The organism is Flavobacterium sp. (assembly GCF_043773265.1).
Taxonomy (GTDB): Bacteria; Bacteroidota; Bacteroidia; order Flavobacteriales; family Flavobacteriaceae; genus Flavobacterium.
Window position 1 is genome coordinate 1 of the sequence record NZ_JAYVFH010000203.1, and the last position, 15,117, is coordinate 15,117.

Below are 15,117 nucleotides of genomic sequence, written 5' to 3' on the forward strand. Positions count from 1 at the left end.
ATAAAAGCAAAAATGAACCTGCAAGCCAACCAACTTCATACTTATCCTTAGAAAATTTTCCGGTTTTGAATTCTGTACCTAAATCTAATAGTTTTTGAAACTGAAACATGTTTCTGAAATTTGGAAAGTTTCCTGCTGCAGGAATGTATTCTTTAGTTTCATTGCGCATATTAATTCCAATAACTCCAATGGTTTTATTTGACTTTATAAAATCTAAAGCTGGTTTTAAATTATCTAAAACTATAGTATCGTTGTTTATTAGAAGTAAATATTCGCCTTGCGCCGTTTTTACAGCTTCATTATTACCTTTTCCAAATCCGTAATTGATTTTAGATTCTATAAGTTTTATTTCTGGAAAATTGTTTTTTATATAATTACAGCTTTCATCTATTGAATCGTTGTCAATAACAATGATTTCAAAAGTGATTTCTTGTAATTTTTGTGTAAGCGATTCAAAACATTGTTTCAAATACTTTAATCCGTTATAATTGACAATAATTACAGAAAGCTGTATGTTCATTTTAAAATAAAGTATAAAATCCTAATTTCTTTTTTATGTAATAGATACACAAAATATTGATTAGTATATTGGTTATTAAACTTGCAATTGCTGCGCCTTCAATTCCGTGCATAGGAATTAGAAGATAGCTTAATCCCAAATTTACAAAAAAACTAACTATGGTTATGTTTCTTAGTATTTTTTGGTTTTCGGTCATGTTTAAAATTTGGTCAACATTACCAGCCATCGCGCTAAATAAAACACCAATTGAAACAATAATCATAGTTGCACTTCCAGTAACTACTTCATTTCCCCAATAAGACAAAATATATTTACTAAAAACCACTAAAACTAATACTATTGGAATTGATAAAACTGCAATAAGTCGTGTGGCATTGTGTGTAAGTTTTTTTAGTTCCGATAGGTTTCCTTGTCCATAAAGTTCGGCCATTTTTGGTGTAATTATGGTGCTTACAGAAACTATTACTAAAAAACCAACACTTCCTATTTTGTAGGCAATGTTGTAAATTCCAACTTGAGTTTCATTAGTCATTATTCCAAGTAGTATTACATTGGTGTAATTAAGTAAGTATAAAAACAATCCGCTAAAAAGTAATGGTGATGCTGTTTTTATTAATCCTAAAGTTGAAATTGAAATGACTTCTTTTTGTGGTTTTAGTTCAAAAATTGTAAATGCTTCAATTAAAACAGTGATTAAAATGGCAATGGCAAAAGCTATAAAAGTGAAATGATTTTCTTTATCAAAATTATGAAATAAATAAATGAATAACATCAATAACACATTTGGAATGACAAACATGAACAAATTGTATTTCATGAAATTCTTGGTAGCGACCAAAAAACATAAGAAAATTTCATGCACAATAAACAACGGAATTGTGATGGCAACAATAATAAAATAGTTTCTTAATTGAATGTTGTGAAAAATATTTTGAGAGAGAAAATCAGAACCAAAATAAAAAAACAGCATTGGAAGTATTGAAAATAATAACGCTGCTTTTAATCCTTTTATCAATAATTTTTTGGCTTGAAGGAAGTTAAAATTATTGTTTCCTATTATTTTTATCAGTGTGTTTGGAATTCCTAAAGTAAAAAAAAGTGCCACAACTTGTGATAATGCAAATACCAAAGAATAATTACCAAAGGTATCAATACCAAACAATCTAGTGATTAATATTGTTGTAATGAACGATGTTCCTAAACCAAACATTCTAAAAACAAAGTTTATTCCAGAGGAAGAAATTACTTTTTTGAAGCTGCTTGATATTAAATCCATAATAAGTTTTTTCTAGAAGATTTTTCTATTTTTTTATCACAAAAAAATATTGGTATGAAAAAAATTCTTCTAACAATCCAAATGTAATCAAATTAATGATTTTAGAAAACGATTTGCCTTGATAACTTTTTATAGAGCTTTGTTGTTTTACAACATTGTAACCTGATGTTTCTAGAAGTTCTTTGATATTTTTTCTACAATAAAAACGCATGTGTGTGTAATCAAAAACACCGCTTTGTTCATATCTAAAATCGCCTTTTAAGAAAATTTTACTTATGGCAGAATAGTGACGAATATTTGGCATGCTCACGATTATTTGTCCGTCGTTTTTTAGATAATTTTTAAGTTTGTTTAAAACTGGTTTTGGTTCTATTAAATGTTCTAAAACGTCTGGCAGTAAAATTAAATCAAAGTAATCATTATATTGGTTTAGCTCAATTTCTTCTATGTTTCCAAAGATAAAATTGTCTAATTGTTTATAATTTTGTTTGTTGTTTTTGTCTTCAAATAAATCAACAGCAACTGCTTCGCTTGCAATACCGTTTTGTTTTAAATAAAATAAAGTTTCGCCATAAGCTGCGCCAATTTCAAGAACTTTTAGGTTTTTAACATCTTTATGTATCAAACCAATTAAATCCAAACGGATGTTAGAAAAATAGTCGGCGTTTTTTTTATCGTAATTCATATTGTTGAAATTATAACGAAAGCAAAAGTAAACAAGTAGAAACAAAAAAGTTACCTCTAGGAGATAACTTTTTTAAAATGTTAAACAGAAATTATTTTATGATTTTTAAAATTTCTGTTTTCAAATTATCTTGTGGATAAAACATTGGATCATAAACTTCTGATTTTCCTTGATTTGTTTTTAATAAAGGTTGTTCTTTATTGACATCTATTTGACCTGGAACAAAATACTGTAATATCTCTAATCCATTTAATGAAAAACTTTTATCCGCATAATTTATTGTAAAAGTATTCAATTTCATTTCTGGTTGTAATTTATTCTCACCAAGATCAAGTCTTAAATTAGTTGGTAAATCATCAACTGGTAATGAAAACACAATTTTTTGATCTTCATTCTTACCTTTAACTGTTACTCTAACAGATTTTTTGTCATTAAAAGTTGGAGATGTGTCATCAGTATAATATAACTGAAAACTATCGTCTTGTTTTACGTTCATATTTAAAACCACATCAAATGTTATAGGTTTTATAGTTTCTGTTGCTTTATCACTACTTTTTTTATTTTTACAAGAAATCAAAGTAATAGATAAAATTAGACAAGTTAAAAATATTCTCATTTTTTTAAATTTTATAATTTTTTTGCAAATGTAATTAATTTAGATTATAATATATTTATTTTTCAAAAAATTTATCCGTGAGGTAAAGCCCTTCTTTTTTTGTTTCCTTATTTAATAAATATATTGCTAATTGATATTTTCCTTTCTCAAAATTTGAGATGTCAATTGTTGATGAAAATCCAGAATTACTAGCGTCAAAATCACATTTAAAGTAAGTTGTTACATCTGGTCTAGTTACTTTTTGAGTCATTAATCTTGTTGCTTTACCTTCTTTTATAAAAACAATATCTAATTCAGATTTTTGTGAATCTTGCATATCAAAATATGCCCAACCTGTAGTTTTTACTATATTATTCACATTTTCAAATGATTCAACATTAAGCATAAATTTATCACCGTTATATTGTTGTAAATTTTTAAATTTAGATATGTCGAGCACTTTTGGTACATCTTTTAACAAAATGAAATGTCTTGTCCATGCTTGAAAACCATCATAATTGTTTTCAATATAAAAATTAGAATTTATAAAATTTTGAGTGGTTTCGCTAACTGTGAAAGTTTTGCCAAAAGCATCAACAAACCAAAACGGTTTTATTTTGGTTGAATCTAATGCCATTTCCTGAAATAAAGCTTCTAGTTCTTTTTCTTGAGTTTTTATTTTATAATCAATAAAATAATAATCAAACCAATATTTTTGACTTGTGAAAACTGGATCTCCATTTTTATTGTTTTTCATTACAAAGCTAGCTGCCTCTCTAAATTGTGCTTTATTAATTGAATTATAGTAATTTTTAACAAAAAATAAGTTTACTAGTGTAAAAATAAGTATTGAAAAGAACAGCATAGATTTAATTAACTTATTTTTTATTAAATACAACCCAAATCCAATTATTAAAAAGAAAACTGGAGTAATGCTGGAAAAATATCTTATAAGCATATAGGACTGTTCTCCATAGGATTTAATCATTAGAAATAATATAACTGTAAATATCCAGACAAAAGAAATAATAGAACTGAAAATCATCTTGTTGTCTTTAATATTTTCATTTTTTTTTGCTTCTTCTTGAGAAAACAAAGTGAATAAAAAATAATAAAATATAGGTAAAAAAATAAATAATGTCATTTCAGAATCACCTAATATCTCTTTAAAAAATAAAGAAAAAGAGTCAGGAGTAGGTTTAGGAATCCAAGCAGAAGTTAACCCTAATAATTTTTGCAATATTGCATAATTAGGCACAAACATTAATAAAGCAATGCTTCCAGATACTAAATAATTTTTAAAATGAGATAATCTATACTGTTTTGGTGTAATAACTAAAAAATATAAAATAATTATACTTTGAGATAGAATATTTATTACTCCAAAGAAATTAATACTTAATATTAATCCAGCTGAAACTCCATAAACAATTCCATTCTTTAATGTATTGTCTTTTAGTAATTTAACTAATGAGTAAAAAGATATAATAACAAACAATATATATAAACTATATGGTCTTGCATCTTGAGACAGATAAAGATTATATTCGTTTAAGGCCATAAAAGATGCGGCAAACAATCCGGCTTGTTTAGATAAAAGTTCTTTGCCTAATTTATAAATTGCAAATACACTAAGGATGCCTGCAATTGCAGAAACTGCTCTTGCAACTGTGGCAGTATAACCAAAAACACTAAATAGTATTTTTAGTATAATAAAATAAAAATAAGGAAAACCTTCTCGTAAATTAACTTCTGATATTAATTTAGATATTGACTCGTTAGGGTTTGCTACATTCATAGAATATATCTCGTCCATCCAAAGACTTTGAAAATTAATATGGTAAAATCTCAAAATCGTTGAAATAACCAAAATTGTTATTATCCATTTATTGTTTTTAGCAAGCTTTAAGTAATTCATTATCATTTGTTTAGTTTTTTTTAAATTTTTCTTTCATTAGTATAAATCTTTTCTCGACGAAATTATAAGAAAAAAATGAAATTATTATAGTTAATAAAAGTGATGTTATATTCTCTAAAAATATGTTTTTTATATTTAAATGATTAAATGATTTTAAAACAATTACTATCATTAATGGATGAAACATGTATAATCCATATGAAATTTTACCTAAAAAATTAAATGCTCTATTTTCAAGGTTTAAAATGGTATTAGTATTTGCTGATAAGTTTATTAACATTATTGCAATACTTAAAGAATAAAATTCTGAATTAAAAAATGGGATATTGATTCCGAATATAACAAAAAACGAAAGTAGTAAATAATTTAAAAATTGTGTTCTTTTGTCAAAAATAAAGTTTAATAAATAACTTTTTCTGTGAAGTAAATAAGCAAACCACGCTCCAATTGCCATGCAATTAATGCTGGGCATCTTGAAGAAAAAATCAACATTTTTAAAATAATTCATTTGAATTAAAAAATCTTTAAAAACAAAATATGTCAATATTTTTAAAATGATAAAAAATAAGATTACAGTTAAAAAAATTAGTTGTTTATTCTTAATTTTCTTGATTAATATTGGCCAAATAATATAAAATTGTTCTTCATAACCAACTGACCACAATTGACTTATAAATGGAATAATTGGAAACAAAGCTAAAGCCAGATTTGGAAGAAAGAATACATAAAGGAAAATTTTAATTAAAAAATTTTCGTGAATATGTTCTGTTAAACCATCAATTTTTAAAAAATTGATTTCAGGAGTTATAAAAAATGCTAAAATTATTATTATAAAATATAATGGCCATATTCTTAATATTCGTCTTATATAAAATTGTTTTAAAGAAATATTTCCATTTTTATTTTGTTCCATAAGCAACAGATAAGTTATCAAGTAACCACTTAAAACAAAAAAAAGGATTACACCAAACTTTCCTATTAATTTAATAAATGGTAGTTGAGAATAATTTTGATATCCAAGAAATTCTTTAAACTGCTCAACATGATGAATTATCACAAATAAAGCAGCAATAAACCTCAAGCTATTTAGATTAGGAAAATAATGTTTGTTATTAGACATTAATAATTTAAAAATTTAAATTAAACTTGAAATTTTTTCTATTACCTTCTTAACGTCCAACTCAAAAAATAGTGGTAATCTAACCAAGCAATTTGTATATTTTTCTGTTTCGGGCAATAATTTATCTTTATTTGATTGTAAAAAATATGAACTTTTATGCAAACTCATATAGTGAAAAACAGCCATAACGCCATTGATTTTTAGTTTTTCTATTATTTGGGTTCTTTGTTCTAAACTATCACAAACCAAATAAAACATGTGTGCATTATTTGTTGCATAATCTGGTAGTATTGGTAATTTTATATTGTTATTTTCTGACCATTTTTTTATATTTGAATAATAGTTTTCCCAGATTTCTTTTCTCTTTTTTTGAATGTCTTCTAGATTTTCTAATTGTGCCCATAAAAATGCGGCGATGATTTCTGATGGTAAAAACGAACTGCCAATATCTACCCAACCATATTTATCTACTTCGCCTCTAAAAAACGAAGATCTATTGGTTCCTTTTTCCCAAATAATTTCTGCACGTTCTATAAATTGTTCGTCATTTATTGTTAACATTCCTCCTTCTCCAGAAATAATATTTTTAGTTTCATGGAAAGAAAATGCTGATAAATGACCAATAGAACCGAGTGGCTTTTTAATTCCGTTTTTCCCTGTGTAATAACTGTCGATGGCTTGAGCTGCATCTTCAATAACATAAAGATTGTGTTTATTGGCTATCTCCATAATTAAATCCATGTCACACGCAATACCGGCATAATGAACAGGAACAATAGCTTTGGTTTTGGGTGTAATTAATGCTTCAATTGTAGTTGCATCTATATTTGGATTGTCTTTGTTAGAATCTGCAAAAACAATTTTTGCTCCTCTTAATACAAAAGCATTGGCAGTTGAAACAAAGGTATATGAAGGAACAATGACCTCATCACCATGCTGAATATTGATTAATATTGCTGCCATTTCTAGTGCATCTGTACATGAAGTTGTAAGTAAACATTTCTTGAAACCATAATTTTGTTCAAAAAATGTTTGGCAAAGTTTTGTATATTTTCCATTACCAGATATTTTTCCAATCTTTACAGCATCTTCAATATATTGGGTTTCATTTCCTGTAAAATAGGGTTTGTTAAAAGGTATCATGTTTTCCAATAATGTTTTAAGTATATTTTTTTCTCTATTTGATATCCTTGTTTTGTATAAAATTTACAAGACTGAATATTAGATAGTTGCGTAGAAATGATGAGTTTTTTTATGTTTTTTTCTGTTAATACGTTTTCTAAATGTGATAAAAGTTTTCCTCCTATTCCTTTTCCTTGTTGATTGTTATCAACGGCAAATAATCCAACCGTAGCGTTGTTGTCATTTATTTTATAAGAAATGAAGCCAAGCAATTTATTGTTTTCTACATATACAAATACATCATCGGCAATTATTTTTGAAATTGAATTGTCTATCCATATTTGATATAATTCTTTGAATTTTTCGTTATTGAAATTTTTGTCTAACAAAAACCTGCTGTTTTTACCGCTTTCAAAAGCTAATATATATAAATCTTTAACTATGTTTTCAACTTCGTTAATAGAGAAAATAAATTTTGTGCTTAAATCTTTCTTTTCTGGAGATTTTGTAAAAATAGCTTTTGTTTCAGAAAAAGAATTTTTAAAATCATTGAGATTTAAATCAAAATCTTGTTCTGATTTAATATAAATCAAATCAAAATTTGAAAAATCAATTAAAAAATCAAGTTTGTCAAAAATCAATTCGCCTACTTTTATTTTGAAAAAGTTAGAGTCCCAATCTAAATATTTAACCATATATTTCATCAATTATAAAAACAGGTCTGTTTTTTGTTTGATCAAAGATTTTTCCAACATATATTCCTGTAATACCTATTGTTGTAATAATGATTCCAGATAAAAACCATATTGATACGATTATAGTAGTAAATCCTAGAACTTCTATTTCGTGATTCATTGCTTGGTATATATAATAAATTCCTGTACAAAATGATAAGATAGAAATAATCATTCCAAATTTTACAAAAAGTTTTAATGGTTTATTTGAAAATGAAATTAATGTATTAAAAGCTAAACTCACTAATTTTGAAAAACTATAACTTGTTTTTCCAGATTCTCTCGAAGCGTGCTCAACTGCAATTGTTGTTGATTTATAACCAACAAAATTAACAAATAAAGGAAAAAACTTTATGTAATCTGAAATTTCTAAAATAGAGTTAATTACCTTTTTATTGTAAATACCAAAATTTGCAATTTCATTATCATATTTTGTATCTGTAAAATAACCATAAACTTTTGAAAAAATCTTAGATGATAATTTTTTAAAGAAATTATCTTCTCGGTTTTTCCTTCTTGCTTGTACGATTTCAAATCCTTCTAGAGCTTTTTTATATAATTTCACTATTTCTTTGGGTTGGTCTTGTAAATCGCAATCCATAACAACAATCCATTCTCCATTTGCGTGACTTAATCCAGCCATTATTGCAGGATGTTGTCCAAAGTTTCTACTGAGCCGAATGCTTTTTATGTTTTTATTTTTAGTAGACAAATCTTTCATTTTTTGCCATGAATCATCTTTACTTCTGTCATCTACAAGAATTATCTCCCAATCAACATTAATAATGGACATCGTTTTTTGAATTTCAAAAACCAATTTGTCTAAAAAAAATTCTGCTTTATATATCGGACTAACAATTGATATATCCATCTTATTTACTTTGTTTTTTGTTTTTTTCTGAATTAATATCCTTAAAACTCTTCGCCTCTTTTTAGTCTTACTTTTATCTAAAAAGCTATAGTTTATCTTTACTTTCTATAAAATCTAAATATACTTTTGGGTTTGGAGTGTTAATGTTTTTTCTAGAGCTTAATTGCAACAACAATACTATTAATGTTACTGAAAAAAGCTGCAAAATTATTCCAAAAATAATTAATATTAAACTAGAAGCCCAACCTGGAATTGCATAATTAGTGAATAATTTTTGATACAAAATATAAATAACCGAAATAAAACATATTGCTATTCCATATAAAGAATATCTTAAAATTCGTAAAGATAAAAAATCAAAATATACAGCAATTGAGCTTAATCCATGAATTATTAAATTATTAAAATTGGTTTTTGACACACCTTGATAGCGTTTTCCTCTATCCAGTAATACTTTGTCAAACGGTATTTTAGATTGAATTATTCCGCCTGAATAGTGATTCCAAATATTATTTTGATGCACCACTTTACTTAAAAGTTTTTTGGGTATTGCACTAAAGTTACCGAAGTTAATCTTTTGTCCTGTAAGGAAATAGAATAGGTATTTATAAAAAAAATAGCCGGTTTTGAAAGCTACTGATTCTTGTCGTTTTTTTCTTTGCGCAAAAATGATTTTATTTGATTTTTCAGTGTTAGCTTTCTCTAATAATAAAAGAATATCGTCTGGTTTGTCTTCGCCATCACAATCCATAACTACTACATAGTCATAATCTTTTTTTTCGTTGTAAATGTACTGAAGTCCAACAGCAATGGCTCTTTGATGTCCAATATTTGCTTTTAAATTTAAAATTGTTGTTGATAAATCAACATCAACTTCATTTCTCTCTGTAAACGATCCGTCATTAACTGCAACTATTGAAAAAACATAGTCGTTTGTTTTAATTTTTGCTATTTTTTGAGTTAATACAGCAAAGCTTTGCCAATCGTTATAAACCGGCATTAAACAATATATTTTTTTGGTTTGACTCATTAACAAAATCTTTTTAAACTTTCTTCCCAATCATTAATCTCAACACCAAAAACTTGTTTTATTTTACTTTTATCCAAAACACTATAAGCTGGTCTTTTGGCTGGTGTTGGAAAACTTGATGATGGTATTGGTTGTAAATTTATACTTATATTGTTTAATTCGAATATTTCTTTAGCAAAATCATACCAAGAACATTGACCTTCGTTAGAGAAATTATAAATTCCATAGTTGTGAGTTGTGAGTTGTGAGTTGTGAGTTTTTAGAATAATTTTTACTAAAACCTCTGCTAAATCTACAGCGTTTGTTGGCGTGCCAATCTGATCATTTACTACAGATAAAGTGTCTCGTTCTGAACCCAATCGCAACATGGTTTTCATAAAATTATTTCCAAATTGTGAATAAACCCATGATGTTCTTATTATGAAATAATTGTTGAACGTTGCTTGAATGGCTTTTTCTCCGTCAAGTTTTGTTTGACCATAAACTCCTTTTGGATTTGTTGTGTCCTCTTCGGTGTAAGGCACTTCGACTGCGCTCAGTGTGACAGAACGATTACCATCAAATACAAAATCTGTTGAAATATGAAGTAAAATGGTATCATACTCTTTACAAACCTCAGCTAAATTTTTTGCGCCAATTACATTTATTAAATGTGCTTTTTCTGGTTCGCTTTCTGCTTTGTCAACTGCGGTGTAAGCTGCAGCGTTTATACAAAAGTTGGGTTTAAATTGTTTAAATGCTTGTTTAATGTTGTTTAAATCAGTTATATCTAAACTTTTTGAATCACAAAAAACAAAATCTATTTCTGGATATTTATCTGAAATAAATTTTATGCTTTGACCAAGTTGTCCGTTGGCTCCAGTTACTAAAACTACCATGCTTTTTTGGCGTTTTGTAAATTGGGTAATGTTTTATCCTTTTCAGAAATTAGTATCTCTGCTGATGGAAAATTCCAATCTATATTAATACTTTTATCGTTATAAATTATTCCTCCTTCACTTTCTTTATTGTAAAAATTGTCACATTTATAAAAGAAAACTGCTTTTGTACTCAAAACTAAAAATCCGTGAGCAAAACCTCTTGGCACAAAAAATTGTTTTTGATTGTCTCCGGTCAAAATTATGGATTCATATTGACCAAATGTTAGTGAATTTGGTCTTATATCAACTGCAATGTCAAGAACTTCTCCAGTTAATACACGAACCAGTTTGGCTTGTGCATGATTTCCAGTTTGATAATGCAAACCACGTAAAACTCCTTTGGAAGAATACGATTGATTGTCTTGAACAAAATGAATGTTTTCGCCAATGCCTTTTTCAAAAGTTTGTTCGTTAAAACTTTCCATAAAATAACCACGTTCATCGCTAATTATTTTTGGCTCAATTATAAAACAACCTTTAAGTTTAGTTTCTGTAAAAATCATATTCAATTTCAATTTCAAAAAGTAATTTCAATCCTTAAGTTTTTTTTTTCTCTATTTTCTATGTTCTTTTCTCTTTATTCGACTAACAAACTCATTAAATGAACACCATAACCACTTTTAAGTAATGGTTGTGCCAATTCTTTTAATTGATTAGCGTTTATAAAACCCATTTTATAAGCTGCTTCTTCTATTGCTCCAATTTTTAATCCTTGACGTTCTTCTATAACTTGAACAAATTGTCCTGCTTGCATTAAAGATTGAAATGTTCCTGTATCTAACCAAGCAGTTCCTCTGTCAAGAATACTAACTTTAAGATTTCCTCTGTTTAAATATTCTCTATTTACATCTGTAATTTCGAGTTCGCCACGATGACTTGGTTTAATATTGGCTGCAACTTCTATAACTGAATTGTCATAAAAATAAATTCCAGGAACAGCATAGTTAGATTTTGGCTTTTCTGGTTTTTCTTCTATTGAAAGTACTTTTCCGTTTGCATCAAAAGCTACAACACCATAACGTTCTGGATCGTGAACATGATAAGCATAAATAATTCCGCCATCAGGATTGCTGTTGGCTTGAAGTAATTCGGCCAAACCAGTTCCATAAAAAATATTATCTCCAAGAATTAAAGCTACTTTATCTTTTCCAACAAATTCTTTTCCAATAATAAATGCTTCGGCTAAACCGTTTGGGTTTTCTTGAACAGCATATTCAAAACGGCATCCTAATTTTTTTCCATCACCCAAAAGTTGTTGAAACAGAGGTAAATCATGAGGTGTTGAGATTATTAAAATTTCATTAATTCCTGCCCACATCAATGTTGAAAGTGGATAGTAAATCATTGGTTTATCATAGATTGGCATTAATTGTTTGCTAACAGCAAGTGTTAACGGATGCAATCTTGTGCCTGAACCTCCAGCGAGAATAATTCCTTTCATAAACTTAAAGTTTAGATTTTGCTAATTGTGTTTTGTAAAAAGATTTTAATATACTAAATGCAAAGAATAAAAATAAAAATAAAAATGGTAAAATTAGTTTCATTTTATTGTTTAATCCTTTGTTGTTTTCGATATTATTAACAACACTAATATCTTTAATGATGTTTTCATAGTTTACAATCTCAAGCCGAAGTGCACCTTGTTCAGAGATTAAAGCATCTTTAGTTTTAATGATATCATTCAATTGCATGTTGTCATTATAATATATTAAATTACTACTTTTTAAACCATTATTTGTTGTCTTTTTAAAATTATCTAAAAACCCATCTATTTGTTTAATAATTGAATCATTTTGGCTCAATTTTATATTTACATTATTTACATACTCTTTTTTTAATTTAGAATAGTAATCTGTTGTGTTAAGGAATTTTAATAATGGTTTAACTAATGATTCATTTTCAAATTTTACAGATGTTGCTATTTGTAATTGATGAAATGGATAATTTTTACTAGTTAGTTTATCTTCAATAATTTTATTTAAATCACCATCTTCAGCCATTAATTTTATTAATTCAAAGCTTTGCGCATTTCCTTTAATGTATTCATAAATATCTAAAATTGGTTTGATTTCAATTTTATGAATTTTCTTGACATTAGTAAAGCCATTTGTTTTCAAGAAAACTGTATCTCCTTCGCTAATTTTAGAATTTAATAAATCTATTTTTGAGTATAAATAACTATTAGATCCAAAATTTGGAGTTACAATTACTTCACTCATATAACTTTTGCTGGTTTTATCTATATAAAAACCTAAAACAGCACCAAGAACAAACAAAATTCCAAGAACAATTATATTTTTTTTAATAAATAGTATTCCTTTAAAGATCATAGTGGAAATGTTTTCAAAAAAACTTCCTATTTTCTTAGAAATTTGAGACAAATCAATTTCTTGATTATCATTTACATTTTGAGAATCTGAACTCATAATAAATTAATTATTTACGTTGAAAATTTGTTCTAATATTTTTATTGTAATTAAATAAGTTGGCTTTACTCCTGTTGTTCCTAATCCGCCAGATGCTAGTGTACTTCCTGTTTCTAAAGGATTATCTGAGGCATAATAAGCATAACGCACTTTTACATTTGGATTGATGCTTTTTCTAATTTTAGAAGCGCTTTGAATGGCTTTTTGATAATAAGATCCTTCCATTTCTAGTCCAATTGCTGCCCAAGTAGATTCGTGAAAAAACTTTAACAAATCTCTGTTTTGTAATGAAGTTCCCAAAACAGTAACCATTGGTCCTTCAAAAACTGGAATATCATTTCCTCTAAACATTGCTGCTGTTAGTTCGTTTTCAAATGAATAATTATCAGCTGTTCCTTCATTTATATGAGCATTCGGAATCATAATGTCTCCTTTTCCTCCTTCAAGAATTCCAGCTTTTCCCATTATAGAAACCGATTCTACATTGAGCAAAGTAACTTTTTTTCCTTCTTTGTAAGGTTTTAATAATTCGTCTATGGTTTCATATGCTTGTTCTCCAAAAGCGTAATCCATTACTATTAAAACTGGTGCTTCTTTACCTATTTTAGCTTTTGGAAATGCCGATTTTGCCCAATCAATTTTGGCTGTATCAAATATTTGAACATCTATATTAGTTCCAGAATTATCTGGTAATGAAATCATTCCTTGTTTAAGCGCAACTTCGGTAACTTTATCTCTAACATCGTGTGCACCTTGCTTGCTTAACTCTTCAAAAATAAAGAAATCTGATTTGTCTTTAAACTTAGCTTTGTGAACATTTGGAGCAAAAATAGAATTCATAACACTATGCATATTAGCGCTAATTATATGAATTGGTCTTTCTAATAATTCGTTTTGTATCAGCACTTCTTTAATATTGGTTGCCCAAATTTCTCCATGAATGTGATGACCAAGACGTTCTCTTAGAATTGGACTAAAAGTAATAGTTCGTTTGTTATTTTCAACAACTTCTTCCATTGCTAGTTTTCCTAACCAATAAATAACATGAAGAAATCTGTCTGGTTTTTCAGACGTTCCAAAAGCATCATAAATTGATAAAACCTCAGCAAAAGTTCTTCCCAACACATTGGCTGTGTGTGAGATAGCTTTTTCTTTTTCTATTAAAGTAAGTTTCTTGGTTTGTAAAGCTGCTTGTTCTAATTTTTGCCAATCGCGAGTAACTTCGTTATTGTTTTCGTCAATTAAAACTCGGTCTTTTATTTTGTGTGATTCTATAAATATAAAAGTCAAATGGGTAAGAATATCATAAATATCTGATCTTCCGCGAGTAATTTCTACATTCATTTGCTCTTCATCAATTCGATAGCAATTTCTTCTACGTTTTGGTGGAACAATGGCTTGAAAATGCGACTTTGAATACCCTTCGTCTGATGTTAAATTGATGTAACGACATTCTTCAATTCCTACAGGAAGTCTTTCTATAACATATAAAAGTCCTGATAATTCTACTTTTTCTTCGGCAATACTTCCATAAATTTCTGGTCTAAGTGCAAGTAAAGCTTCTCTTAAACTTTCTCCAGAAACTCCCATTGGTTTATAAAAACCACGGTTAAATAAATGTCTCATTGTAATGTACAATCGTTCGATAGCTGCCGACGATTCTTGCGCTCTAGAACGCGAAATGTTTTTAATTTCCTTCATTAAATTTTGTTTTCTAACCCGCAAAGGTATAAAAAATTGGGATTAGTTAGACAGGATAAGGTTTATTGCTGGTTCGTACACCATAATTTTTCTTGACAAATCAGCATCGGTATGCTTGGTTTGTCTGCTCCATTTTCCGCCAGAGAATGTGTATAAAAAGTCTCTTTCTACAAAATTATACATCACAAAAGGGAAATAC

15 protein-coding genes are annotated in these 15,117 nt (G+C 27.6%); all 15 read right to left on the reverse strand.

Annotated features, from left to right (window positions below):
- The coding region (locus ACH2BO_RS10805) for a glycosyltransferase (RefSeq protein WP_395044756.1) at window positions 1-520 on the reverse strand (520 nt) is incomplete at its 3' end.
- A gap of 1 nt (window position 521) precedes the next feature.
- Window positions 522-1,796 carry a flippase gene (locus tag ACH2BO_RS10810; RefSeq protein WP_395044757.1) on the reverse strand — a complete coding sequence of 425 codons (1,275 nt, stop codon included), beginning with the start codon at window positions 1,794-1,796 and terminating at the stop codon, window positions 522-524.
- A 25-nt stretch (window positions 1,797-1,821) separates the two neighbouring features.
- Window positions 1,822-2,481, reverse strand: a complete 660-nt coding sequence (locus ACH2BO_RS10815) for a class I SAM-dependent methyltransferase (protein ID WP_395044758.1) — start codon at window positions 2,479-2,481, stop codon at window positions 1,822-1,824.
- A 91-nt stretch (window positions 2,482-2,572) separates the two neighbouring features.
- Window positions 2,573-3,097, reverse strand: a complete 525-nt coding sequence (locus ACH2BO_RS10820; protein ID WP_395044759.1) for a hypothetical protein — start codon at window positions 3,095-3,097, stop codon at window positions 2,573-2,575.
- A gap of 55 nt (window positions 3,098-3,152) precedes the next feature.
- Window positions 3,153-4,892 (reverse strand): glycosyltransferase family 39 protein, encoded by a 1,740-nt coding sequence (locus ACH2BO_RS10825; RefSeq protein ID WP_395044760.1) that lies wholly within the window; start codon window positions 4,890-4,892, stop codon window positions 3,153-3,155.
- Between the two features lie 112 nt (window positions 4,893-5,004).
- Complete coding sequence (locus ACH2BO_RS10830; RefSeq protein WP_395044761.1) at window positions 5,005-6,114, reverse strand: acyltransferase family protein; 1,110 nt, start codon at window positions 6,112-6,114, stop codon at window positions 5,005-5,007.
- A gap of 15 nt (window positions 6,115-6,129) precedes the next feature.
- Window positions 6,130-7,257 carry a dTDP-4-amino-4,6-dideoxygalactose transaminase gene (gene rffA / locus ACH2BO_RS10835; RefSeq protein WP_395044762.1) on the reverse strand — a complete coding sequence of 376 codons (1,128 nt, stop codon included), beginning with the start codon at window positions 7,255-7,257 and terminating at the stop codon, window positions 6,130-6,132.
- Window positions 7,254-7,931: a GNAT family N-acetyltransferase gene (locus tag ACH2BO_RS10840; RefSeq protein WP_395044763.1), complete on the reverse strand. Its 678-nt coding sequence runs from the start codon at window positions 7,929-7,931 to the stop codon at window positions 7,254-7,256. The genes rffA and ACH2BO_RS10840 overlap by 4 nt, the downstream gene beginning before the upstream one ends.
- Window positions 7,924-8,841, reverse strand: a complete 918-nt coding sequence (locus tag ACH2BO_RS10845) for a glycosyltransferase family 2 protein (RefSeq protein WP_395044764.1) — start codon at window positions 8,839-8,841, stop codon at window positions 7,924-7,926. The genes ACH2BO_RS10840 and ACH2BO_RS10845 overlap by 8 nt, the downstream gene beginning before the upstream one ends.
- A gap of 85 nt (window positions 8,842-8,926) precedes the next feature.
- A complete protein-coding gene (locus tag ACH2BO_RS10850) occupies window positions 8,927-9,871 on the reverse strand; it encodes a glycosyltransferase (RefSeq protein ID WP_395044765.1) in 945 nt (314 codons plus the stop codon).
- Window positions 9,871-10,749, reverse strand: a complete 879-nt coding sequence (gene rfbD, locus ACH2BO_RS10855; RefSeq protein ID WP_395044766.1) for a dTDP-4-dehydrorhamnose reductase — start codon at window positions 10,747-10,749, stop codon at window positions 9,871-9,873. The genes ACH2BO_RS10850 and rfbD overlap by 1 nt, the downstream gene beginning before the upstream one ends.
- Entirely contained in the window at window positions 10,743-11,294 is a 552-nt protein-coding gene (gene rfbC, locus ACH2BO_RS10860) for a dTDP-4-dehydrorhamnose 3,5-epimerase (protein WP_395044767.1), read from the reverse strand. Before rfbC ends, rfbD begins: the two co-directional genes overlap by 7 nt.
- A 74-nt stretch (window positions 11,295-11,368) precedes the next feature.
- On the reverse strand, window positions 11,369-12,232 hold the full coding sequence (gene rfbA / locus ACH2BO_RS10865; RefSeq protein ID WP_395044768.1) for a glucose-1-phosphate thymidylyltransferase RfbA: 864 nt from the start codon (window positions 12,230-12,232) through the stop codon (window positions 11,369-11,371).
- A gap of 4 nt (window positions 12,233-12,236) precedes the next feature.
- Window positions 12,237-13,217 carry a hypothetical protein gene (locus ACH2BO_RS10870; protein WP_395044769.1) on the reverse strand — a complete coding sequence of 327 codons (981 nt, stop codon included), beginning with the start codon at window positions 13,215-13,217 and terminating at the stop codon, window positions 12,237-12,239.
- A 6-nt stretch (window positions 13,218-13,223) separates the two neighbouring features.
- Window positions 13,224-14,918 carry a DUF6909 family protein gene (locus ACH2BO_RS10875; RefSeq protein WP_395044770.1) on the reverse strand — a complete coding sequence of 565 codons (1,695 nt, stop codon included), beginning with the start codon at window positions 14,916-14,918 and terminating at the stop codon, window positions 13,224-13,226.
- Window positions 14,919-15,117: the final 199 nt, after the last annotated feature.

Coding starts and splice junctions, on each gene's coding strand:
- ACH2BO_RS10875 (WP_395044770.1), bottom strand. CDS start 14,918: ATGAAGGAAATTAAAAACATTTCGCGTTCTAGAGCGCAAGAATCGTCG.
- ACH2BO_RS10850 (WP_395044765.1), bottom strand. CDS start 9,871: ATGAGTCAAACCAAAAAAATATATTGTTTAATGCCGGTTTATAACGAT.
- ACH2BO_RS10820 (WP_395044759.1), bottom strand. CDS start 3,097: ATGAGAATATTTTTAACTTGTCTAATTTTATCTATTACTTTGATTTCT.
- ACH2BO_RS10825 (WP_395044760.1), bottom strand. CDS start 4,892: ATGGACGAGATATATTCTATGAATGTAGCAAACCCTAACGAGTCAATA.
- rfbC (WP_395044767.1), bottom strand. CDS start 11,294: ATGATTTTTACAGAAACTAAACTTAAAGGTTGTTTTATAATTGAGCCA.
- ACH2BO_RS10870 (WP_395044769.1), bottom strand. CDS start 13,217: ATGAGTTCAGATTCTCAAAATGTAAATGATAATCAAGAAATTGATTTG.
- rfbD (WP_395044766.1), bottom strand. CDS start 10,749: ATGGTAGTTTTAGTAACTGGAGCCAACGGACAACTTGGTCAAAGCATA.
- ACH2BO_RS10810 (WP_395044757.1), bottom strand. CDS start 1,796: ATGGATTTAATATCAAGCAGCTTCAAAAAAGTAATTTCTTCCTCTGGA.
- ACH2BO_RS10845 (WP_395044764.1), bottom strand. CDS start 8,841: ATGGATATATCAATTGTTAGTCCGATATATAAAGCAGAATTTTTTTTA.
- ACH2BO_RS10830 (WP_395044761.1), bottom strand. CDS start 6,114: ATGTCTAATAACAAACATTATTTTCCTAATCTAAATAGCTTGAGGTTT.
- rfbA (WP_395044768.1), bottom strand. CDS start 12,232: ATGAAAGGAATTATTCTCGCTGGAGGTTCAGGCACAAGATTGCATCCG.
- rffA (WP_395044762.1), bottom strand. CDS start 7,257: ATGATACCTTTTAACAAACCCTATTTTACAGGAAATGAAACCCAATAT.
- ACH2BO_RS10815 (WP_395044758.1), bottom strand. CDS start 2,481: ATGAATTACGATAAAAAAAACGCCGACTATTTTTCTAACATCCGTTTG.
- ACH2BO_RS10840 (WP_395044763.1), bottom strand. CDS start 7,931: ATGGTTAAATATTTAGATTGGGACTCTAACTTTTTCAAAATAAAAGTA.